The 22,415-nt window shown below is 71.9% G+C and carries 18 protein-coding genes; 7 read left to right on the top strand and 11 right to left on the bottom strand.

All coding sequences use genetic code 11. The features are described 5' to 3' along the window. Positions 1-286 precede the first annotated feature (286 nt). A complete protein-coding gene (locus ACWEFL_RS00925; RefSeq protein ID WP_451705509.1) occupies positions 287-2,818 on the top strand; it encodes an ATP-binding protein in 2,532 nt (843 codons plus the stop codon). Positions 2,819-2,939: 121 nt separating this feature from the next. Here ACWEFL_RS00925 and nucS read toward each other — a convergent pair whose 3' ends face one another. Beyond that, entirely contained in the window at positions 2,940-3,602 is a 663-nt protein-coding gene (gene nucS, locus ACWEFL_RS00920) for an endonuclease NucS (RefSeq protein ID WP_451705506.1), read from the bottom strand. Positions 3,603-3,907: 305 nt separating this feature from the next. Here nucS and ACWEFL_RS00915 point away from each other — a divergent pair, with 305 nt between their 5' ends. Further along, the gene (locus ACWEFL_RS00915; protein WP_451705503.1) at positions 3,908-4,300 is read left to right on the top strand and encodes an SCO5389 family protein; all 393 of its coding nucleotides are present in this window, start codon (positions 3,908-3,910) and stop codon (positions 4,298-4,300) included. A 107-nt stretch (positions 4,301-4,407) separates the two neighbouring features. Here ACWEFL_RS00915 and ACWEFL_RS00910 read toward each other — a convergent pair whose 3' ends face one another. After that, positions 4,408-5,436, bottom strand: a complete 1,029-nt coding sequence (locus ACWEFL_RS00910) for an LLM class flavin-dependent oxidoreductase (protein ID WP_451705501.1) — start codon at positions 5,434-5,436, stop codon at positions 4,408-4,410. A 217-nt stretch (positions 5,437-5,653) separates the two neighbouring features. Here ACWEFL_RS00910 and ACWEFL_RS00905 point away from each other — a divergent pair, with 217 nt between their 5' ends. Beyond that, a complete protein-coding gene (locus ACWEFL_RS00905; RefSeq protein ID WP_451705498.1) occupies positions 5,654-5,983 on the top strand; it encodes an ATP/GTP-binding protein in 330 nt (109 codons plus the stop codon). A gap of 4 nt (positions 5,984-5,987) precedes the next feature. Here the strand turns inward: ACWEFL_RS00905 and ACWEFL_RS00900 are convergent, their stop codons facing one another. The 7 genes from ACWEFL_RS00900 to mce all read right to left on the bottom strand — a co-directional run bounded on the left by ACWEFL_RS00900 (position 5,988) and on the right by mce (position 15,725). Then, the gene (locus ACWEFL_RS00900; RefSeq protein ID WP_451705495.1) at positions 5,988-6,818 is read right to left on the bottom strand and encodes an ABC transporter permease; all 831 of its coding nucleotides are present in this window, start codon (positions 6,816-6,818) and stop codon (positions 5,988-5,990) included. After that, positions 6,815-8,062, bottom strand: a complete 1,248-nt coding sequence (locus ACWEFL_RS00895; RefSeq protein WP_451705492.1) for an ABC transporter ATP-binding protein — start codon at positions 8,060-8,062, stop codon at positions 6,815-6,817. The genes ACWEFL_RS00900 and ACWEFL_RS00895 overlap by 4 nt, the downstream gene beginning before the upstream one ends. Before the next feature lie 189 nt (positions 8,063-8,251). Then, positions 8,252-9,031 (bottom strand): ABC transporter permease, encoded by a 780-nt coding sequence (locus tag ACWEFL_RS00890; RefSeq protein ID WP_451705489.1) that lies wholly within the window; start codon positions 9,029-9,031, stop codon positions 8,252-8,254. 2 nt (positions 9,032-9,033) lie between these two features. Then, positions 9,034-10,017, bottom strand: a complete 984-nt coding sequence (locus tag ACWEFL_RS00885; RefSeq protein WP_451705486.1) for an ABC transporter ATP-binding protein — start codon at positions 10,015-10,017, stop codon at positions 9,034-9,036. A gap of 192 nt (positions 10,018-10,209) precedes the next feature. After that, positions 10,210-11,148, bottom strand: a complete 939-nt coding sequence (locus ACWEFL_RS00880; RefSeq protein WP_451705483.1) for a cellulose-binding protein — start codon at positions 11,146-11,148, stop codon at positions 10,210-10,212. 114 nt (positions 11,149-11,262) lie between these two features. After that, positions 11,263-15,126, bottom strand: a complete 3,864-nt coding sequence (scy, locus tag ACWEFL_RS00875; RefSeq protein ID WP_451705480.1) for a polarized growth protein Scy — start codon at positions 15,124-15,126, stop codon at positions 11,263-11,265. 170 nt (positions 15,127-15,296) lie between these two features. Beyond that, a complete protein-coding gene (gene mce, locus ACWEFL_RS00870) occupies positions 15,297-15,725 on the bottom strand; it encodes a methylmalonyl-CoA epimerase (protein ID WP_451705477.1) in 429 nt (142 codons plus the stop codon). Between the two features lie 146 nt (positions 15,726-15,871). Between mce and ACWEFL_RS00865 the strand changes: the two genes are divergently transcribed. Both ACWEFL_RS00865 and meaB read left to right on the top strand, forming a co-directional pair. Further along, positions 15,872-17,077, top strand: coding sequence for an acetyl-CoA C-acetyltransferase (locus tag ACWEFL_RS00865; protein WP_451705474.1), 1,206 nt, complete (start codon positions 15,872-15,874; stop codon positions 17,075-17,077). A gap of 87 nt (positions 17,078-17,164) precedes the next feature. After that, a complete protein-coding gene (meaB, locus tag ACWEFL_RS00860) occupies positions 17,165-18,124 on the top strand; it encodes a methylmalonyl Co-A mutase-associated GTPase MeaB (protein ID WP_451705471.1) in 960 nt (319 codons plus the stop codon). A gap of 747 nt (positions 18,125-18,871) precedes the next feature. On the opposite strand, the gene ACWEFL_RS00855 is transcribed toward meaB, so the two are convergent. Next, positions 18,872-19,468, bottom strand: a complete 597-nt coding sequence (locus ACWEFL_RS00855) for a PepSY domain-containing protein (RefSeq protein ID WP_451705469.1) — start codon at positions 19,466-19,468, stop codon at positions 18,872-18,874. 116 nt (positions 19,469-19,584) lie between these two features. On the opposite strand from ACWEFL_RS00855, the gene ACWEFL_RS00850 reads away from it, so the two are divergent. Together ACWEFL_RS00850 and ACWEFL_RS00845 are read left to right on the top strand one after the other, a co-directional pair. Next, positions 19,585-20,250 carry a response regulator transcription factor gene (locus ACWEFL_RS00850; RefSeq protein ID WP_451705466.1) on the top strand — a complete coding sequence of 222 codons (666 nt, stop codon included), beginning with the start codon at positions 19,585-19,587 and terminating at the stop codon, positions 20,248-20,250. Beyond that, the gene (locus ACWEFL_RS00845) at positions 20,247-21,668 is read left to right on the top strand and encodes a sensor histidine kinase (protein WP_451705463.1); all 1,422 of its coding nucleotides are present in this window, start codon (positions 20,247-20,249) and stop codon (positions 21,666-21,668) included. Before ACWEFL_RS00850 ends, ACWEFL_RS00845 begins: the two co-directional genes overlap by 4 nt. Positions 21,669-21,877: 209 nt before the next feature. Here the strand turns inward: ACWEFL_RS00845 and ACWEFL_RS00840 are convergent, their stop codons facing one another. Beyond that, complete coding sequence (locus ACWEFL_RS00840; RefSeq protein ID WP_451705460.1) at positions 21,878-22,354, bottom strand: MarR family winged helix-turn-helix transcriptional regulator; 477 nt, start codon at positions 22,352-22,354, stop codon at positions 21,878-21,880. Positions 22,355-22,415: the final 61 nt, after the last annotated feature.

Genomic DNA, 22,415 nt, shown 5'->3' with positions numbered 1-22,415 from the left:
GGGAACCGTACGACGCTCGCAATTCTCACGGGATCGTGATGTCGCGGACGGGGTGATACCCCCCTGCTTGGGGGATACGCTGCCAGCGTCTAGGGTTCGGTTCCACCCGTCGCTTCGGCGCGCCCACACCGCGCCGCACGACGGGAGCGCCGGACACGGACCGGAGCGACAGCGGGCCGTGCGGAGAGACCGGGAGGGGATGTCCGCACACCTTGCTCCGCCATGGATCCACCGTGAATCCCGGCGGGGACGAACCTGTGCGACAGCGCATCTGGGGGCTTGAACCATGGAGAAGGACAGTTTTGGCGAGGACGCGGGCCGACCACGCGCCGAGCGTGATCCGGGCACGCCGGACTTCGGACGGCCCAGCGCCTCGGAGGCATCGCCCGCCCGCACCGTTCGGATCGTTTCCGGGGACCTCCTGCTCACCGTCAACCCGGTCGACGGAAGCGAGATCGAACCCTGCCCGCCCGGCGGCGCCCCTGAAGACCAGGGCTGGCCGTCCGGACCCCGGCGGCGCACCAAGGCCGAACGCGCCGAGGCGGAACGCCTGTCCCGGCCGCCCGCGCCCGCGGGACCCGCCGCGCCGCGGCTCGCCCTGCTGGAGCGCGACGACGCCCGTGAGCGCCTGATCCGGCTGCTGGGCCGCGGCCGTTCCGTTCGGCTCACCGGCCCCGCGGGCTCCGGACGCACCGCCCTGCTCGATCTCGTCGCCCGGGACTGCGCCGACCTCGCGCCCGACGGGGTCGTACGCCTCAACGGACTGCACCGCACGGCGACCGAGTTGCTGTACGAACTGTTCGCGGCCGTGCACAAGACCCCGCGATACCGGCTCGGCCGCGCCGAACTCCTCACCCGTGTACGGGAGATCGGCGCCGTCGTCGTCCTCGACGATCTGGAGTTCGGCGGGACGGCCCTCGGTGAACTGCTGGACGCGGCGCCCGAGTGCGCGTTTCTGCTCGCCGTCACCCCCGACGTCCCCGAACCGGCCGCCGGCGCGCACCTCGAGGAGATCGGACTCGACGGGCTCAGCCGCGCCGCCTCGCTGGAGCTGCTGGCACGCGCCGTCGACCGCCTCCTCACCGAGGACGAGACGAACTGGGCCGGAGACCTCTGGTTCGAGTCCGAGGGCCTGCCCCTGCGGTTCATCCAGGCCGGCGCGCTCCTGCGGCAGTGCGACGAACTGCGCTCCGACCCGGACGCCGTCGAGGACAGCTCGCCCTTCGAAGGCGCCAGAAACACCGATGTGGCGCTGCCGACGCTGGGTCAGGGAGCCGCGCCCGCCGCGCTTCTGGCCTCCCGGCTCAGCCCGTCCGCCCGGCAGACCCTGCGCTTCGCCGTCGCGCTCGGCGGCGAGGTCCCGCACCAGGCGCATCTCCCCGCCCTCATCGGAGACACCCACGCGGACGCCGCGCTCGGCGAACTGATGGGGTGCGGGCTGCTCTCACCCGTCGGCGGACGCTACCGGCTCGCCGCCGGCGCGGCGACGCAACTGACCGAGAAGGGGTATGCGGACGAGGCCGCCACGCACGCCCGGACCGCCGCCCGGCACTACGCCTGGTGGGCCGGGCACCCCTCCGTCGCCCCCGAGAGGGCCGCGGGCGAGGCGGACGCCGTCCTCGCCGCCCTGACGACCCTCGTACAGAGCCAGGAGGCGGGACGGGCCGCGGCCGCCGTCCTGCTGGCCCGCACCGCAGCGCCCGCGTTCGCCGCCGGGCTGCACTGGGGGGCCTGGGAGCGGGCGCTGCGCGTCGGATCCGAGGCCGCCCGAATAGCGGGCGAGGTGGCCGAGGAAGCCTACTTCCACCATGAGCTGGGCGTTCTCGCGATCTGCGGTGGGAATCCGGACCGGGCGCGCGCCGAACTGGAGGCGTCGATCGGCATGCGCGGGGCCCTCGCCGACAAGAAGGGCACCGTCGCGGGACGGCGGGCCCTGGCCCTCGTCGCCGACCGGGAGAACGGCCGCGTCCCCGCCGGCGATGTGACACCCGCGGCTGCCGCTCGGAACGAGCGGGCCGATTCGGCGTCCACTCCGCTCGCGCTGCCGCCCGGACCGCTGACGGGCATCGGACCGCCCTCCGAGGGCGAGCCGCCGACGGCCGAACAGCTCGTGCCCGCGACCCTCGTTCCGCACGGCGGGCCGTACGATCCCGGACCGTACCCCGCCGAGCCGTACGCCGACGGGCCGTACAACGCCGACGCCGACGGACCGTACGCCGGCGGCCCGAAGGCCCGCCGTCGCCTCCCCCTCCTCCGCGGAGCCCGGCGCAATCTCGCCGCCGCCGGCGTGGGCGCGCTGCTCGCGGCCGTCCTGGGCACGGCGGCGACGCTCGCGGCCACCTCCGACAAGAGGGACGCACCCGGCACACGGGTGGGAACCGGACAGTCCGCGAGCGAGGACGACAGCGAGCAGACGCTGGACGCGGAAGAGCCCGTCTCCCAGGACCTGCCGCCCACCGAACCTGCCCGTGTCCCGGCCCGTGTCGGCGTCGGCTCGACGGCACCGGGCTTCCAACCCCCGGCCCGACCGTCCCGGACGGCCGGGAAGCCGTCACCGGGCCCGTCGCGGCCCCAGAAGCCGTCGCCGGACGCACCACCGGGCGCCCCCGGCACGGGGAAGCCGCCGACCTCGACCAGGCCACCCGGCACCGGCTCCCCGACCAGCGAGTCGCCGTCCGGCTCGCCGTCGGACACCCCTTCCCTCTCGCCGAGTTCCTCCGCCGCCTCCGCCTCCCAGACCAGCAGCACGGAGCCTACGGCCGAGCCGACGACCGAACCCGCCTCGGAGCCCCCGTCGGCGGCGTCGCCCGTCATCTGACGACGTCACGGAAGACGGGTACGGCCCCGGAGGCTTCCGCCGTCCGGGGCCGTACCCGTTCCGCCTGTGACATCCCCCTACGCCGTGGACCTGGGACGGCCCGTGCGTGCGGGGCGGGCGCTCAGAAGAGCCTGAGCTTGTCGTCCTCGATGCCCCGCAGCGCGTCGTAGTCCAGCACCACGCACCCGATCCCTCGGTCCGTCGCCAGCACCCGCGCCTGCGGTTTGATCTCCTGCGCCGCGAACAGCCCCTTCACCGGAGCGAGATGGGGATCGCGGTTCAGCAGTTCCAGATAGCGGGTCAGCTGCTCCACGCCGTCGATCTCGCCCCGGCGCTTGATCTCCACCGCCACGGTCGCGCCGTCCGAATCCCGGCAGAGGATGTCCACCGGGCCGATCGCGGTCGGGTACTCGCGGCGGATGAGGCTGTAGCCCTGGCCCAGCGTCTCGATGCGGTCGGCGAGCAGCTCCTGAAGATGCGCCTCGACACCGTCCTTGATCAGGCCGGGGTCCACCCCCAGCTCGTGCGAGGTGTCATGGAGGATCTCCTCCATGGTGATGATCAGTTTCTCGCCCGCCTTGTTGACGACCGTCCAGACACTGTCGTCGCCCTCCTTGAGCGTGCACGGAGGCGACATCCAGTTCAGTGGCTTGTACGCACGGTCGTCCGCGTGGATGGAGACGCTGCCGTCCGCCTTGATCAGGATCAGACGGGGAGCCGAGGGCAGATGGGCTGTGAGCCGGCCCGCGTAATCCACGGAACAGCGGGCGATGACAAGGCGCATGGTCGGCCACGCTACTCGACGTACGCCGCCGCGCGCGATTCTCCCTGCGTCCGGCCGTCGTCACACAGTACTGCCCCTGGCTGAGGCACTTCGGGCCGTCCCACTTGTCCCTGTTCGTTTCTGGCTGGTTGTATGCCCAATCTTCTGGTGCGGCCACCTTGGCGCGCTTAACGTGGATGCGGGAGGTTGCCGGTCGCACACGCTGCGTCGTCATGCGTCATACGCATGTCGGTGTATTCGGTGTGCTCCGGCGACTTCTTCCCTGCCCGCAAGGCCCCGGCACCGGGGCCGCGAGAGGAGAACCCATGTCGCTCGACGTCTCACCGGCGCTCTTGGAACAGGCCGAGCGAGGCGAGGTCGACGAAGCAGCCTTCGTCGACTGCGTCCGGACCTCCCTGCCCTTCGCATGGGAGATGATCAGCTCTCTGGTGGCACAGCTGAAGGTCGACGGCGGCGACTTCGCCGACAACCAGACGCCCCCACCGGACGAGCAGGCACGTGGTCAGCTGCTGCGCGCACTCGCGAGTGACGCGATTCGCGGTGCGCTGCAACGGCACTTCGGGGTGCGTCTGGCATTCCAGAACTGTCACCGGGTCGCGGTGTTCCCGCTGGACCCCTCGGTGGACGAGCGGCTCGCCCGCTTTACTTCCGTAAGGGCCCAGCTGCTCAATCAGTCGCCCGAAATGCGCGACTGCTGACGCCTGTTGCTGCCGCTCCGCATCTCGGGAGGTGCGATTGACGCGGAGCGGCAGCGCACGCGGGCGGGAGCGTCCGGCTCCCGCACCGGTCCGGCCGCGCGCCGGGCTCAGGTCAGCAGGGGCAGGACCTCCCGGGCCAGCCGCCGTACGTTGTCCTCGGTCGACGTCAGATCGCCCGAGCCCTCGGCGAGCAGCGCGAAGCGCCGGATTCCGGTGCGCTCGGCGGTGGCCGCGAGCCGGTCGGCGGCGAACCGCGGGGGACCCACCGGGTGCAGCCCGCAGAGCAGTTCCGTGTACTGGCGGGGGTCGCGCATCACCCGATGGCGGCCGTCGACGGTGACATGGGCGCCCAGCCCCTGCTTGAGCCAGCCGGGCATGGCCTTCAGCAGCGTCTCCCTGGCCTCCGACCGGTCATCCGCGAGCTGGACCAGTCCGGCCGACACATGTCCGGCGTCCTCGACCGTCTCGGGGGAGTGGCCCGCCGCGCGGGCGTGCCGCCTCCACATGCCGATCATCTCGGCCTTCTCCTCGTCGCCGCAGTGCATTCCGAGGAGCATCGGCAGACCGCGCTCGGCGGCCAGCCGCACGCCCTTGGGGGAGGTGCAGGCGACCACGACCTCGGGCTGCCGCGGACCGCCGATCAGCTCGTCGGGCCTCGGCACGACCGGGACCTCGCGGAAGGCGAACCGCTCGCCGTCGGCGCCGACGCCCGGCTCCCGCAGCCAGCGCAGCAGCAGGTCCAGCGATTCCGGGAAGCCGCTCTCGTACGCTTCGAGACCGGAGCCGAAGACCTCCAGATCGACCCAGGGGCCACCGCGGCCCACCCCGAGGGAGAACCGCCCTCCGCTGGTGAGGTGCAGCAGCGCCGCCTGCTCGCCGAGCGCCACCGGGTGGACGCTGGGCAGCACGCTCACCGCGGTGCCGACGCGGAGCCGCCGGGTGCGGCCGAGCAGCAGCGCGGCCAGAGTCACCGCCGACGGACAGACGCCGTACGGCACGAAGTGGTGCTCCGCAAGCCACACCGAATCCAGCCCGGACTCCTCCGCGACCTCGGCGGTCCGCACTGCCCGGTGCAGTGCCTCCCCCTGTCCCTGGCCCGGGAATTGGGCCGCCAGAACGAACAGTCCCACGCGCATCGCCTTTGCCTCCTTGCGGCCGACGCGTCACTCCCCCTATCGGCATTAACGTCTGACACGTGCCAAAGGCACGGGCGATAGTGAAGTTCTTGCGATTTTCCGGTAACTGCCCCCAGTAGGTGTCACCGTCTCACGCTGTGCGGTAGGTGTACTCCACACTCCGGCCCGTAGGCTGGACTCGAAAGGAAACGTCCACACTTGCCCCGTGAGGTGCCGCGTGTCCCCCCGCCGCAACCGCCCCAAGGGCGGCGACAAGAACCCCGATCAGACCGGTGAGCCGGGCGACCGGTACGGCGGCTTCGGCCGTACCGAGTCCTGGCAGGGGGAGGAGTGGTCGGTCCGCCATGTCGCGGGCGCAAGTGCCGCGGGCAAGCGGTACCGCTGCCCCGGCTGCGATCAGGAGATCCCGTCCGCGGTTCCGCATGTGGTGGCGTGGCCGGCGCACGGCGGGGTGGACGACCGGCGCCACTGGCACAAGGCGTGCTGGAACGCGAAGGACCGCCGCACCACACGGGTGCAGCGGTCCCGGAACGCCCCCAAGTACTGAGGGCCTACACGTCCCGTGCGTTGAGCGCCGCGTACGCACCGCCCAGCGTCACCGCCGTGACGCCCAGCATGATCCAGACCGGCTCCCAGCCCTGCGGACCCGAGGTGACCACGGAGTTGTCGTAGAGGACGCCTAGCTGGCTGGGGATCGAGTACTCGAAGAGGGCCTGCTGAAAGTCCACGAGCGATTCCGAGAACATGAACATCGCCAGCACGAGCGGCAGCAGCACCACACCGATCATGATGGTGATCGCGCCCGCGGAGTGCCGGATCAGCGAACCGACGGCCAGCGAGAGCAGCCCGAGGATCGCGACGTAGAGGCTGACGCCGATGGTCGAGCGGAACCACTGGGCGGTGCTGGGGGTGCCCTCGCCGAGCATCGCGACCTGGAGCACGGCGACGAGCGATGTCGTCACCGCGGTGACGACGAAGACGAGCAGGAAGAAGACGATCGCCTTGGCGGTCAGCACCCGGGCGCGGCTCGGGCAGGCGGTCAGCGTGGTCCTGATCATCCCGGTCCCGTACTCCGACGCGATCGTCAGCACGCCCAGGGTCATCACACAGAGACTGCCGAGCAGGACGCCGAAGAAGCCGAGGAAGAGGACCTCGTCGCTCTCCAGTTCGCCGTCGGAGGCCGAGACGGCCACGGCGGCGAGGAGCCCGATGCCGACGACCAGCACGATCATGACACCGAGCGTCCACATCGTGGACCGCACCGACCGGATCTTGGTCCACTCGGAGGCGAGCGCGTCGCCGAGGTGGGCCTTGCGGATCGGGATCGGGGAGGAGTACGAGACGGCGGCGGGCGCGCCCGGCTGCTGGTACGGGGTGGTCATCGGGCGTCCTCGGGCTTGGTCAGGTCGGCGGCGGGGGCGGGGGAGGGCGCCGGGGGAGGGGGCGTCGGGGGCGTCGCGGGCGCGGCGGTCGGGGTGGGCGCGGCGGTCGGAGCAGGGCCTGCGGGAGAGGCCGTGGCGGGCGTGGGGCCCGCGGCGGGGCCCGCGGGGGGACCGGCCATCGGGCCCGGAGCGGCCGGAGCGGTGTACGGGTTCTGTCCCGGCGGCGGCGGGGCGTACCACCCCTGCTGAGGCACATCCGGAATCTGCGGCTGAGGCTGCCCCCACGGCTGCTGCGTGGGCTGCGGCATCAGCCCCGCCTTCTGGTCGTCCGTCGAGCGGTAGTCGACCGCGCCCTGCGTCATCCGCATATACGCCTCTTCCAGCGATGCCTGGTGCGGCGACAGCTCCCACAGCCGTACATCCGCGCCGTGCGCCAGATCGCTGATGCGCGACAGCGGCAGCCCGGTGACGCGCAGCGCCCCGTCCGTCTCCGACAGGACCTGCCCGCCGGCCTCGGTGAGCGCGGCCGACAGCTTCTCGCGCTGCTGCGGTTCGTCCCGCGGCGTGCGCACACGGGCGAAGTCGGCGGAGTTGGCCGAGATGAAGTCCCTGACGCTCATGTCCGAGAGCAGCTGTCCGCGACCGATCACGATGAGATGGTCGGCGGTCAGGGCCATCTCGCTCATCAGATGGGAGGAGACGAAGACGGTACGCCCCTCGGCCGCGAGCTGTTTCATCAGGTTGCGGACCCAGAGGATGCCCTCGGGGTCGAGCCCGTTGACCGGTTCGTCGAAGAGCAGCACCTGCGGATCGCCGAGCAGTGCCGCCGCGATCCCGAGGCGCTGCCCCATGCCGAGAGAGAAGCCCTTGGAGCGTTTTCTGGCCACTTCCTGGAGCCCGACGACCCCGAGCACCTCGTCGACGCGCCGCGCCGGGATCCCGGAGAGCTGCGCCAGCGACAGAAGGTGGTTCCGCGCGGTGCGACCACCGTGGACCGCCTTGGCGTCCAGCAGCGCCCCGACCTGGCGGGGCGCGTTCGGCACCTGCCGGAACGGCCGCCCGCCGATCGTCACCGAGCCCTCGGTCGGATTGTCGAGCCCGAGGATCATACGCATCGTCGTCGACTTGCCCGCGCCGTTCGGGCCGAGGAACCCGGTCACGGCACCGGGACGCACGTGGAAGGAAAGGTTGTACACGGCCGTCTTGGCGCCGTAGCGCTTCGTCAGGCCGATCGCCTCGATCATTCTCCAGCCCCATCGACTTCTTGTCGTCGGGGCCCAGGCTGATGCCGTACGCCCCCCGTAAGGCTTGAGAGGATATCCGGCGCTTGACGGTTCCAGCGAAGCAGTAACGATCGACTCACGATCGCGGCGGCGCCGGGTCCCCTCCCGCCGTCGGCTCGATTCCGCCGTCGACTCCCGGCGGATATGGCGCTAAGCGTCCCGCTTCTTGATCACCAGATACGCGCCGATCATCGCCGCCACCACCCACAGCGCCATGATCCCCAGCCCCGCCCACGGCCCGTACGGAGCCTTGGAGCCGCCCATGGCCTCGGGGACCACCTGCATGATCTTGGAGCCCGCCTGGTCGGGGAAGTAGCGGGCGGCCGTCTTGACCTTGGGGACCGCCGAGAGGATCTGCGAGACCAGGAAGAAGAACGGCATCAGGATGCCGAGCGCGAGCATCGAGCTGCGGAGCATCGTCGCCACGGCCATCGAGAACAGCGCGATCAGCGCCATGTAGAGGCCGCCGCCGATCACCGCCCGCAGCACGTTGTCGGCGCCGAGGGTGGTGCGGTGGTCGCCGAGGAGGGCCTGGCCGAGGAAGAAGCTGGCGAAGCTGGTCGCCATGCCCACGGCCAGGGCGAGGGCGGTGGCCACCGCCATCTTGCCGAAGATGAAGGTGGCGCGCTGGGGGACCGCCGCCAGGGAGGTGCGGATCATGCCGGAGGAGTACTCCGTGCCGACGACCAGGACGCCGAAGACGACCATCGCCAGCTGCCCCAGGATCATCCCCGAGAAGCTCGCGAACGTCGGATCGAACGTGAGCCGCTCCGTCGGCGAGAGCTGGTCGAACGTCGCGTTGAACACCGCGGAGAGCGCGGCGCCGATGGCGACCGTGACCACGAACGCCGAGGCCAGGGTCCATGTCGTCGACGACACCGTACGGATCTTGGTCCACTCCGACTGGAGGACCGCGGGCACCGAGGCCATGGTCAGGCTCCCTTGCTGCTCTGGTAGCTCTCGCCCCACCGGGGAGCTTGCTGCCGCTCCGGCGGCAGCGCGGTACCGGACGTGCCGTGGGCGTGGTACTCGACCGACGCGGCCGTCATCTGCATGAACGCCTCCTCCAGCGACGCCCGCTGGGCGCTCAGCTCATGCAGGACGATCTGGTGCCGCGCCGTCAGCTCGCCGAGCGCCTCGGTGGTCGCGCCGTCGATCTCCAGCGCGCCGCCGCCCGACTCGACGGCGACGTACCCCTCCGTGCGGAGCACATCCAGCAGCCGCTCCCGCTGCGGGGAGCGCAGCCGTACGTAACTGCGGGAGTTCTGCTGGATGAAGTCCGCCATCGAGGTGTCCGCCAGCAGCCGGCCCTGGCCGATCACGATCAGGTGGTCGGCGGTCAGGGCCATCTCGCTCATCAGATGGGAGGAGACGAAGATGGTCCGCCCCTCGGCCGCGAGCTGCTTCATCAGATTGCGGATCCAGTGGATGCCCTCGGGATCGAGCCCGTTGACCGGCTCGTCGAACATCAGGATCTCCGGGTCGCCCAGCAGCGCGGACGCGATGCCGAGGCGCTGGCCCATGCCGAGCGAGAACCCCTTCGACTTCTTCCGCGCCACCGCCGTCAGTCCGACGACGTCCAGAACCTCCGACACCCGCGATACGGGAATCCGGTTCGACTGCGCCAGACAGAGGAGATTGTTGTACGCGCTCCGCCCGCCGTGCATCGCCTTCGCGTCCAGCAGAGCGCCGATGTACTTCAGCGGCTCCTCCAGCTCCCGGTAGTGCTTGCCGTCGATCCGCACACTTCCACCGGTCGGGTTGTCGAGATCGAGCATCATGCGCATGGTCGTCGACTTGCCGGCGCCGTTCGGCCCCAGAAAGCCGGTGATCATTCCCGGCCTGACCTGGAACGAGAGACGGTCGACGGCGACCTTGGCGCCGAAGCGCTTGGTGAGGCCCTCAAGCTCGATCATGCGGCAACGCTAAATGCGCGAAGAGCCCCCCGCCACTTGAGCGACAGGGGGCTCGACACCACTTCTCGACCGGAGGGCTTTCCGCACGGCTACCCGTACATCCCACCCGCGCGGCTTCCCGCAGATCTTCCCGTACCAGCGCCTCCGGGATCAGCCGGACGCGGTCAGCGGAACGGGCTCAACGGGACGGGCTCAACGGGACTGCTGGGCCGGAACACCGCGGGAGATCGGCTCGTCGTCGGCGGGGGCGCCCGCCGCGGCGACCGCCGCACCGGTCAGCGTGGCCAGCATCTCGCGGACGTTGGTCAGCTGCGCGTTGATCGAGTCGCGGCGGTTGGTGAGCGCCGCCAGCTCGCGCTCCGACTCGCTGCGGATCCGGTCGGCCTTGGCGTTCGCGTCGGCCACGATGTCCTCGGCCTGGCGCTGCGCGGTCTCCACCGTCTGACGGGCACGGCGCTCCGCGTCCGTACGGAGCTTCTCCGCCTCGAGCCGCAGCTGCTCGGCGCGGTGCTCGATCTCCGCCAGCCGCTTCTCCGCCTTCGCCTGACGCGATGCCAGATCCCGCTCCGACTGCTCGCGGCGCTTGGCCAGGTTCGTCTCGAAGTCCGCGGCGGCCTGGGCGGCCTTGGCGCGCGTCTCCTCGAAGAGGGCGTCCGCCTCCTCGCGCTTGGACTGCGCGTCCTTCTGCGCCTCGGTACGGAGCTGGGTCGCGTCGCCCTTCGCCTTCTCGACGATGCGGACGCCCTCGTCCTCCGCCTTCTGCTTGCGCTCGGAGGCGAACGACTCGGCGTCGTTGCGCACCTGCTGGGCGGCGGACTCGGCCAGCTCACGGTGCTGCTCGGCGGCGCGGCGGGCCTCCTCGCGCAGGTCCTTCGCCTCCTCCTCGGCGAGACGGAGGATCTTCTCGACACGCGCACCGAGACCGGCGTACGACGGCTCCGCGTCGGTCACCTGCGCCTGGGCGTTCTGCGTTTCGAGGTGGAGCTCCTCAATGCGCTTCTCCAGCGCGGTGATTCGGGCCAGAGCACTATCACGGTCGGCGACGAGTTTGGTAATGCGGTCGTCCACCTGACCGCGGTCGTAACCACGCCGCACGAGCTCGAAGCCGAAGGGGGAGGATGTGTCGCTCATGGGGTTCCTGTCGAATGAGACCGGTGAGGTGATAGAGGGAATCCTAGGGGCCGAAGCGGCGAGTCATCGAGTGGATGCCGGTTTGATCTGGAGAATATGCAGCCTTTTGAGTGGCTAGCCGTCCGAAGACTTGCCACTCGAACGGGTAACACCGGCTGTGGCACCGGCTCTGACGCCCCCTCCGGAGCCGCCGGGCCCATTGGAGGATGACTTGCCGCCGGAGGTCGGAGCCTCGAAGGACTCCAGCGCCTCCAGTACATCCTGCACTCGGGAGATCTCCGTCTGGATGTCCTCACGCCGCCGCACCAGCACATCCAGTTCCCGCTTGCCGTCGCCGACCAGTCGCCGGGCCTCCGCCTCGGCGTCCGTCCTGATCCGCTCGGCCTCCCGGATCAGTTCGGCCTTCTTCTGCTCGGCCTCCTTGAGGAGACCTTCCGCCTTCTTCACGGCGGCGATACGCACCCGGCTGGCCTCCGAAGTGGCCTCCGACAGCAGCTCCTTGGCCTTCGCGGCGGACTCGGCCCGCTGCTCCGTCGCGGCCTTCACCAGCTGATCGACCCGCTCGCCCGCGATCCTCATCTGCTCGGAGGACTCGCGGCGGGCACGGTCGTGCAGCTCCTCGACCTCGGTCTCCACCCGGATACGCATCTCGTCCATGCGCTCCCTGATGGCGGCGTCGTCCCGCCGCGCGCCGACCAGCAGCTCATCGGCGTCCGTACGGGCCCGCTCCACCAGGGAATTGCCCTCGACCGTGGCCTCGGCGACCAGCCGCTCGGCCTCTTTGCGGGCCGCGCCCACCATCGCGTCTGCCTGCTTCTCGGCCTCCAGAGCGGCGCGCAGCGCCTCCTCCTGAGCCTTGTTCATCAGCTGGTCCGCCTGCTCCGCCGCGTCCCGGCGGCGCTTGGCCGACGCCTCACGGGCCTCGTCGACCGTCCGGTCGGCCGCCGCGCGCGCCTCGGAGCGCAGCCGCTCGGACGCCGTCTCCGCGTCCGTCCTGAACTGCCGGGCCTCCGCCCTGATACGCTCCGCGGCCTGCTGCGCGGAGCCCACGGTCTCGGCCGCCTCGCCGCGCATCCGCTCCGCCTCGCCGGCGGCCTCGGCGATGAGCTGGTCGGCCTGCTCGGCCGCGTCCGCGCGACGCTTGTCCGCGGACTGCCGTGCCTCGTCGAGGAGTTGCTGCGCCTCGCCCCTGATCCGCTCGTTCTCGCCCGTCGCCTCACCGATCAGCCGGTCCGCCTGCGCCGCCGCCTCCGAACGGATCCGGTTGGCGTCCTCACGCGCGTCCGCCCTGGTCCGCGCCGCGTCCTGCTCGGCGGAGGCGACGGCGTCCGACGCCTCCGTACGCATCCGCTGGACATACTCCGCGGTGTCCGCGCGCAGCCGCTCCGACTCCCCGATCGCGTCGTTGACGGTCCGTTCGGCGAGCGCGTTCGCCGCCTCGGTCTCCTCCTGGGCGCGGGTCCGCAGCCGGGCCGCGTCCTCGGCGGCCCGCTCCAGCGCGGCGTGCGCGTCCGCGCGGACCCGGTCCGCCTCCTCCTGCGCCTCGGTCCGGGTGCGCTGGGCCGCGTGCTCGGCGGCCGAACGCAGCCCGGTGATCTCCGCGTCGGCCTGCTCGTGCAGACCCTGCACCGCGTCCCGTACCTGCTTGGCGGTCTGCTCGGCCGCCGCGACCATCTCGGTGGCGCGCCGGTCGGCCTCCTCCACCAGGCGCTGCGCCTCGGCCTGCGCCTCCTCGACCCGCTTACGGGCGGACGCCAGCAGGTCCTCGACCTGCTCACGGGCCCGCTCACGCTCCTGGTCCGCCTCCCCGCGCGCGGAGTCGAGGATCCCCTCGGCCTCCCGGCGACGGCGTACGGCCTCCTCCTGGGCGGCGGCCAGCGCCTCCGCGGCCTCCGCTGCCACCCGGTCGGCCGCCGAAGCGGCCTCGCCGCGCATCCGGTCGGCGCTCTCCTGCGCCTCGCTCTTGAGCCGCTCGGCTTCCTTCGACGCGTCGCCGCGGAGCCGCACCGCGATGTTCTCCGCCTCGGCACGGACCGCCGAAGCGTCCTGCCCGGCCTCGGCGCGCAGCCGCTCGGCCTCCTGCCCGGCCTGGTCCTGAAGCGTACGGACCCGCTCGGCGGCCTCGGCGCGCAGCCGGTCGATCTCCTCGGCCGCCTCGCGGCGGATGCCCTCGCTCTCGGCCCGCGCGTCCACGAGGTGCCGCTCGGCGGACTCGAGACGGGACTCGGCCTCGCCCTGGATCCGCGCCACGTGCTCCGCGGCTTCCTCCTGGCGGGCCGCGACGGCGCGCTCGGCCTCCTCGCGCAGCCCGTCCGCGGCCTGCTCGGCGGCGGCCCGCATCCCGTCGGCCTGCTCCTCCGCCTCCGTACGGATCCGCTCGGCCTCGCCGCGGTTGCGCTCCAGCGTCTCCTCGGCCTGCCGGCGCAGCGCGGTGGCGCGCTCGATGGCCTCGGTGCGGACCCGCTCGCTGTCGGTGCTCGCGCCCGAGCGCAGCTCGTCGGCGTCGGCGCGGGCCTTGGTCAGCAGGTCCTCGGCGGTGCTGGCCGCCTCCTCGATCTGCTGGACGGCCTCACGGCGCGCCTCGCCGCGGATCCGCTCGCCCTCGGCGACCGCCTCGGAACGCAGCTGCTCCGCCTCGCCGCGCAGCCGCCGGGCCTCCTCCTGGAGTTCGACGGTCTTGGCGCGGTACTCCTTGGTGTCGTCCTTCGCGGCGCCCTTGAGCTGGTCGGCCTGCTCGGCGGCCTCGCCGCGCAGCCGGTCCGCCTCCGCCTCCGCCTCGCGGCGGATCCGCTCGGCCTCCTCGGCCGCCTTGCGGGTGTTCTCCCGCGCGTCCTCGGACGCCTTGTTGAGGACTTCCTCGGCGGTACGGGCCGCCTTCGCGAGCTGGGCCGCCGAGTCCTCGGCCGCGATGGTACGGGCCTTGTCGGCGGCGGCGGCGAGCTGCTTCTCCGCCTCGGTACGGGCGTCGGCGAGCACCTGCTCGGCCTCCGCCTTCACCGCCTCGGCCTCCGTGGTGGCCTCGGCGACCAGCCGGGCGATCTCCGCCTTCGCGGTGCGGTTGCGCTGCTCGTTGACGGACTCGACGGACGCCTGCTGCCGGGCCGCGGTCTCCTTCGCCTCGGTGACCAGCTTCTCGGCCTCGGTGCGGGCCTCGCGGAGCTTCTCCTCGGCCTCCTGCACCCGCTGTTCGGCCGTCCGGCTCAGCTCGGCGGCCTGCTGGCGCGCCTGGTCGGACTCGGCCGTGGTCGAGGAGCGGAGCTGCTCCGCGTGCTGGGTGGCCTCCTGCGCCTGGGTCGACGCGGCGTTCAGCAGCCGCTCGGCGTCCTTGCGGGCCCGCAGCAGGATGGATTCGGCCTCGGCGCGGGCGGACTCCGTCTCGGAGCCGACGCGTGAACGGGCCTCGTCGGCGGCCCGCTTGGCCTCGGCGCGGGCCTGCGCCAGCGACTTCTCGGCCTCGGCGCGGGACTCGTCGAGGAGGCGGCGGGCCTGCGACTCGGTACGGGCGCGCAGCTGCTCGGCCCAGGCCACGTTCTCGTTGACGTGCGCCTCGACGGTCTGGCGGCGCTCGGCCAGCTCCTGGTCGAGTCGCTGGCGGCGCTGGTTGGCCTCGGCGTGCAGCTCGGCCTGGAGCCGGGCCTGGTGCTCGGCGTGCTCCTGGAGGAGACGCTGGGCCTGGGCGCGCACCTCGCGCAGTTCGCGCTCCGCGTCGGAGCGCATCTGATCGGCCTGGATCTGGGCGTTACGGAGCATCTGCTCGGCCTGGTAGCCGAGGTCTGCGTTGTCGTACGCGGGGCGGGACACGAGGTTCCGGCGCGCTTCGTGGAGCTTGGCGCGCAATACCTCGACCTGGTAGCCGAGGTCCTCGGCGTGCTGGACGGCCTTCTCCCGCTCGGTCTTCAGCCTGTCCATCTCGGCTTCGAACCGCGAGAGGTGGTCGTCGTCAGCTCGGTGGCTCTCCTGGCGTTCGTAGCCCCGCACTGCGCGGTCCCATCCGTCCCCTGGTCGCAACTGTCTCCACACACAAGCACCGCCCGCCCGGCGAACGGCCCCCCGGGGAATGGTGGCAGAACAATATGAGAGGACGCGGCGCGGCCCCGACCCGGCCCCGGCCCGGAATCGCCTACTCTACCGGGCCGGGAATCCGGAGGTCAGTGCTCCGTTGCAGAGGTGACGAGTTCGGTGAGAACGCCGTGGCAGTCCTTGGGGTGGAGGAAGGTGATCCGGGAGCCCATCGAGCCGATCCGCGGCTCGTCGTAGAGGACCCGTACGCCCTTGTCCCGGATCGACTGCGCGTCCCCGTCCACGTCAGCGGTCCCGAAGGCGATGTGGTGGACCCCCTCACCGTTCTTGGCCAGCCATTTCCCCACCGCGGAGTCCTCACGGGTGGGCTCCAGCAGCTGGAGGTAGGAAGCGCCGCCGTCGGACGTTTCGTTGATCTTGAGCATGGCCTCGCGTACGCCCTGCTCCTCGTTGACCTCCGTGTGGAAGACCTCGAAGCCGTACGTGGACCGGTAGAACTCGACGGTCGTGTCGAGGTCGAAACAGGCGATCCCGATGTGGTCGATGCGCGTCAGCATGAAACCAGTGCACCCCCACACCCGTGGTTACGCAACGTGCGCGCGATCACACCCGACGCCCGGTGACCCAAAGCGGTACCGCTCAGTACATTGAGGTAAACCCTCGTTCACTCCTCAGCCTCCGCGCTGGAAGGGGATCGTCTCGAATGTCAGGAACGACCGGTACCACCTCAGTGATCGTCGCGGGCGCCAGGACGCCCATGGGACGGCTCCTCGGCTCGCTCAAGTCCTTCTCCGGCGCGGATCTCGGCGGCTTCGCCATCAAGGCGGCCCTGGACCGGGCGGGTATCGGACCCGATCAGGTGCAGTACGTGATCATGGGCCAGGTACTCCAGGCGGGTGCGGGGCAGATTCCGGCACGCCAGGCCGCCGTCAAGGCGGGCATCCCGATGAACGTGCCCGCGCTGACCGTCAACAAAGTCTGCCTCTCCGGGCTCGACGCGATTGCCCTCGCGGACCAGTTGATCCGTGCGGGTGAGTTCGACGTGATCGTCGCGGGCGGCCAGGAGTCGATGACGAACGCGCCGCATCTGCTGCCGAAGTCGCGTGAGGGCTTCAAGTACGGCGCGGTCGAGATGCTCGACGCGATGGCGTACGACGGTCTCACCGACGCCTTCGAGGGCATCGCCATGGGCGAGTCCACGGAGCACCACAACACCCGGCTCGGCATCGCCCGCGCGGAGCAGGACGAGATCGCGGCGGCGTCCCACCAGCGGGCCGCCGCGGCGCAGAAGAACGGCGTCTTCGAGGCGGAGATCACGCCCGTCGAGATCCCGCAGCGCAAGGGCGAGCCGGTCGTCTTCTCGAAGGACGAGGGCATCCGGGCGGAGACCACGGTCGAGTCGCTGAGCAAGCTGCGGCCCGCGTTCGCGAAGGACGGCACGATCACCGCGGGCACGTCCTCGCAGATCTCCGACGGTGCGGCGGCGGTCGTCGTCATGAGCAAGGCGAAGGCCCAGGAGCTGGGCCTCGAGTGGCTCGCGGAGATCGGCGCGCACGGGAACGTCGCCGGCCCGGACAACTCCCTGCAGTCGCAGCCGTCGAACGCGATCAAGCACGCGCTGTCCAAGGAGGGCATCGGGGTCGGGGACCTCGACCTCATCGAGATCAACGAGGCGTTCGCCGCGGTCGCCGTGCAGTCGATGAAGGACCTCGGGGTGTCCCCGGAAAAGGTGAACGTCAACGGCGGCGCGATCGCCCTCGGTCACCCGATCGGCATGTCCGGCGCGCGGGTGGTGCTCCACCTGGCGCTGGAGCTGCGGCGGCGCGGCGGCGGTGTCGGGGCCGCGGCTCTGTGCGGCGGCGGCGGGCAGGGCGACGCGCTGATCGTCCGCGTCCCCGCCAAGAGCTGAGAGCACGGCCCGGAAGGCACCCGACGGTTGATCCGAGGGTGCCGGACGGCCGGTCCGGAGGGTACCCAACGGTTGAGGAGCAGCGGTATGACGGTGGACGTCGCCCAGCTGGTGGCCCAGGCGAGGGAGGGCAGGCCGAGGGCCGTGGCCCGGCTGATCTCCCTCGTGGAGGGGGCGTCCCCACAGCTGCGTGAGGTGATGGCGGCGCTGGCGCCGCTGACCGGCGGCGCGTATGTGGTGGGCCTGACGGGCTCGCCGGGCGTCGGCAAGTCCACCACCACGTCCGCGCTGGTGGCCGCGTACCGCAGGGCGGGGAAGCGGGTGGGCGTCCTGGCCGTCGACCCGTCCTCGCCCTTCTCCGGCGGGGCCCTGCTCGGCGACCGTGTCCGGATGTCCGACCACGCCTCGGACCCCGGTGTCTACATCCGCTCCATGGCCACCCGAGGGCATCTCGGCGGCCTTGCCTGGGCCGCGCCCCAGGCCGTCCGCGTCCTCGACGCGGCCGGCTGCGAGGTGATCCTGGTCGAGACCGTGGGCGTCGGTCAGTCCGAGGTCGAGATCGCGGCCCAGGCCGACACGTCCGTGGTGCTGCTCGCCCCCGGCATGGGCGACGGGATCCAGGCCGCGAAGGCGGGGATCCTCGAAATCGGCGATGTGTACGTGGTGAACAAGGCGGACCGCGACGGCGCGGACGCGACGGCCCGCGAGCTGAACCACATGCTGGGCCTCGGCGAGGCCCGCGCCCCCGGCGACTGGCGTCCCCCGATCGTCAAGACCGTCGCCTTCCGCGCCGAAGGCGTCGACGAGGTCGTCGAGGCGCTGGAGAAGCACCGGGCCTGGATGGAGGAGCACGGCGTCCTCGCGGAACGCCGGCGCCGCCGGGCGGCCGGCGAGGTCGAGACGATCGCGGTCACGGCCCTGCGGACGCGGATCGGCGACCTGCACGGCGACCGCAGGCTCGGCACGCTCGCGGACCGGATCGTCTCGGGCGAACTGGACCCGTACCGGGCGGCGGACGAACTGATCGCGGGCCTGACGGAGGGCTGAGCCCTGAGCGGCCCTTCGGCGGGCGGCGTTTTCCGGCGTCGGCTGCCGGGGCCGGTGGCGCGCGTCGGCCTGTCGGCGGCCGCGGCCCGGTGGCGCGCGTCGAGGTCCGCGTGGCGCGGGGTTCTCCCTGGGCGGGTGAGCCGGAGGGGGGCGCGGGTGTCGAGAGGGAGCGCGCGCGGAGGTCCCGAGGTACGAGGGGTCGAGCACGGTCGGCCGTCGGCGCACGCTCAGAGCGCCCCGGAGGTGAACGAGCCACAAATGAGGGGCCGAGTGTGCTGGAGGGGCGCGCGGGTGTCGAGAGGGAGGGCGCGCGGAGGTCCCGAGGTGCGAGCGGTCGAGCACGGTCGACCGTCGACACACGCTCAGAGCGCCCCGTGGGGGTCCCCCCGGACGGAGTCCGGGGGAGAACCGAGCCCTCAAAAAGGGGTGCCTGCCCGTAGGGGCCGGGTAACAGCCTTCGGCGGTCTGTTCCCGGCCCCTACGGAGCCCCTGTCCCGGCGGATGACTCTGCCTCGGCCGACGGGGGCCGTGCCTCGGGCTCGGCCGCAGTCGCTTGCCTCGGGGCACGCAAGGGCCCGGCCTCCGGGCCTCGGGTTCCCGCGCGGGCCGGCCCCTGGTCCGGCCCGCGCGGGCCGCCGGGCGGTACCCCCCGGTTCCGCCGCTTCATGTGGGGAACGTCAGTCGTCGTCCTGCGGGGCCGTGCCAAGAGCGCCCCGGAGGCGAACCGAGCCCAAAAAGAAGCGAGCGTCAGTCGTCGTCCTTCGGGGCCGCCGACGCCTTCCCGGTCCGGGAGTCGACCGTCACCTCGTGGAAGCCGCCGTCCTCGGCCCGGACCTCGACCTCCCAGTGGGCGTCCTCGAAGTCGATCTCCGTGACCGTGCCGGACCGGAAGGCGAGGGCCGCGTCGGCCGCCTGCTGGGCGTTGACCTGGGGCTGGGGGCGGGCGGACCCGTCATCGCCGTCCCGGTCACCGTTGTCGCCGTCGCCCTTCCGCTCTGCCTTGTCGGTGTCATCACGGTCACCCCGGTCGTCACTGTCGTCGCTGTCGTCACTGTCGTCGTCCGGCTGCGATCCCAGCACCTGGCCGGAGAGCGCGTCCACGCGGACGTCGTGCTCCGCGCCGTCCGCGGCGCGGATCTCGATCTCCCACTCGCCCTTGCCGTCGTCCTCGCGTTCGGCGGACTCCACGGAACCGGGCGTCTTCCCCAGGGCGGCCTTCACAGCCTGGTCGACGGTGATTCCGGCGGCGGGAACGGGATCGGCTCCGGGGGAGGCGACGGCCGTGTACGCGCCACCGGCGAGCAGGGCCGCAGCGGTCACGGCGATGACGGTCTTGCGCTTCATGAGGATGGCCTCCAGGGACGGGTGCGGTCGGCGAAGACCACTCTTCCGGGGGGACCCTGAACGCAGCCTGAAGTCACCTGAAAGGATCTTCAGGTGGAGTTTGCGACCCTGAAGGCATGCGATTGCTGATCGTGGAGGACGAGCGGCGGCTCGCCCTCTCCCTGGCCAAGGGCCTGACCGCCGAGGGCTTCGCCGTGGACGTCGTCCACGACGGCCGCGAGGGCCTGCACCGGGCCTCCGAGGGCGTGTACGACCTCGTCCTCCTCGACATCATGCTCCCCGGCATGAACGGCTACCGGGTCTGCGGAGCACTCCGGGCCGCCGGGAACGACGTCCCGATCCTCATGCTGACCGCCAAGGACGGCGAGTACGACGAGGCGGAGGGGCTGGACACCGGCGCCGACGACTATCTGACCAAGCCGTTCTCGTACGTCGTCCTCGTCGCCAGGGTCAAGGCCCTGCTCCGCCGGCGCGGCCGGTCCGGAGGCTCCCCCGTGCTCACCGTCGGTGAGCTGCGCGTGGAGACCGCCGCCCGGCGGGTCTTCCGCGGGCAGGAGGAGGTCACCCTCACCGCCAGGGAGTTCGCCGTTCTGGAACAGCTGGCCGTACGCGCCGGAGACGTCGTCAGCAAGGCGCAGATCCTCGAACACGTCTGGGACTTCGCCTATGACGGCGACCCGAACATCATCGAGGTCTACATCAGCGCACTGCGCCGCAAGCTCGGCGCGGCGCGGATCCAGACCGTGCGGGGCGCGGGCTATCGGCTGGTGGCCGTGCCATGAGATCTGTACGTGCAAAGGCCGCGCTCGGGGCCACCGCGGTCGTCGCCGTCGCGCTGATCGCCGCGGGCGCGGCCGTGCTCTTCGTCCTGCGGACCCATCTGGTCGACCAGGCCGGCCTCCAGGCCGAGGTCGCCGCCCGTTCGACGGCCTCCCAGATCGCCCGCGGGGTCTCCGCCGACCGGCTCGAACTGCCGTCGGAGGAGGACCGGCCCGTGCAGGTGGTGGACGAGAACGGGCGGGTCTTCGCCGTGAGCGAGGAACTGGAGAAGATCTCCGGCACCGGCAGCACCGACGTGACGCCCGATCCGCGGCCCGCCGGCGACGGCGAAGAGGACGGAGACGGGGACGGCGACCGTGACGACGACCCCGACCGGGGCGAGGTCGCGCCCGGTGGGCCCCGGTTCAGCAACGGCCGCGCGACCGTGGACGGCGACACCGGCTCGTACCGCTTCGCCGCCGTCGAGGCCACCACGGGCGCGGGCCTCACCGTCACCGTCTACGCGGGCGCGCCGCTCTCCATCGAGGAGGAAGCCGTCGCGTCGGCACGCGAGGCCATGCTCGCCGGGCTGCCGGCGCTGCTCGTCGTGGTGGGCTCGGTGACCTGGCTGGTGACCCGGCGGGCGCTGAAGCCGGTCGAGGACATCCGTGGGGAAATGGCCGAGATCATGGCGTCCGAGGACCTCTCGCGGCGCGTTCCCGAGCCGGGCACCCGTGACGAGATCGCCCGGCTGGCGCGTACGACCAATGAGACCCTGGCCGCGCTGGAGTCCTCCGTCGAACGGCAGCGCCGGTTCGTCGCGGACGCCTCGCACGAGCTGCGCAGCCCCATCGCCTCACTGCGCACCCAGCTCGAAGTGGGGGAGGCCCACCCGGAGCTGCTGGACGTGCCGGGCGCGGTCGCCGACACCGTACGGCTCCAGCAGCTCGCCGCCGATCTGCTGCTGCTGGCCCGGCTGGACGCGGGGGAGCGGCCCGGCCGGGCCCGACTCGATCTCGCCGAGCTGGCGCACGAGGAGGTGGACCGGCGGACCGGCGGCCGGGTGCCGGTGACGCTGGACACGGCCGGGGAGGCCGAAGTGACCGGCTCGCGGGGGCAGTTGGGGCGGGTCCTGGGCAATCTGCTGGACAACGCCCAGCGCCACGCCCGGACCTCGGTCGTCGTCTCGGTGCGGAGGGAGGGGGACCGCGCCGTGCTGACCGTCGCGGACGACGGCGACGGCGTCCCGGAGCCCGAGCGGGAGCGGATCTTCGAACGGTTCGTAAGGCTCGACGACGCGCGCAGCAGGGACGCGGGCGGCGCGGGGCTCGGTCTGTCCATCGCCCGCGATGTCGCCGAACGGCACGGCGGCGGTCTCACGGTGGGAGGGGCGCCCGGCACGGGCGGCGCGCTCTTCGAGCTACGGCTGCCGCGGGCGTGACGGCCCCGGCCCGTCCCCGGCCCGTCGCCGTTCTGTTCCTGGTCCGTCGCTGTCGCCCGCCGAGGCCGGCCCACCGCCGTCCGCTCCTGGGTCGTCCCGGCCCGCCACCGGACCGTTCCTGTCCGTGGACTGTTCCTGCCCCGGTCCGTCGCTGCCGCCCACGGGGGCTGGCCCGGCCGGTCGTCCCGGACCGTTCCCGGCCCCGCGGGTCAGCCCTTGAGCCGCCGCCCCCGCAGATGGTCCGCCACCGGTGCCAGCGACGAGCGCAGATCCGCCAGCGCCTCCGGCGACATCAGGTCGATGAAGTGCTTGCGTACGGACGCGACATGGTGCGGCGCGACCTTCCGCATCGTCTCCGCGCCCTGGTCGGTGAGGACCGCGTACAGTCCGCGCCGGTCCGACTCGCAGTTCTCCCGGCGGACGAGGCCCGCGTTCTCCATACGGGTGATCTGGTGGGACAGGCGGCTCTTGGACTGGAGCGTGGCCGCGGCCAGGTCGCTCATCCGCATGCGCTGTTCCGCCGACTCCGACAGGTTGACCAGGATCTCGTAGTCGTTGTTGGTCAGGCCGAACGGCTGAAGATCCTTTTCGAGCTGGTGCATCAACAGTCGGCTGACGTCCAGATGCGTACGCCAGGTGACCTGCTCGTCATCGGTGAGCCAGCGAGTGGCCGTCTCGGTCTCCATATATGGATTCTACCTAAGAAGTTGAAAGACGTACGAACTGGGATGGTGATTCTCGGCACCG

The organism is Streptomyces sp. NPDC004838 (assembly GCF_053600955.1).
Note: the sequence above shows the minus strand (reverse complement) of the source record. Positions and strands in the feature narration are given on the sequence as shown.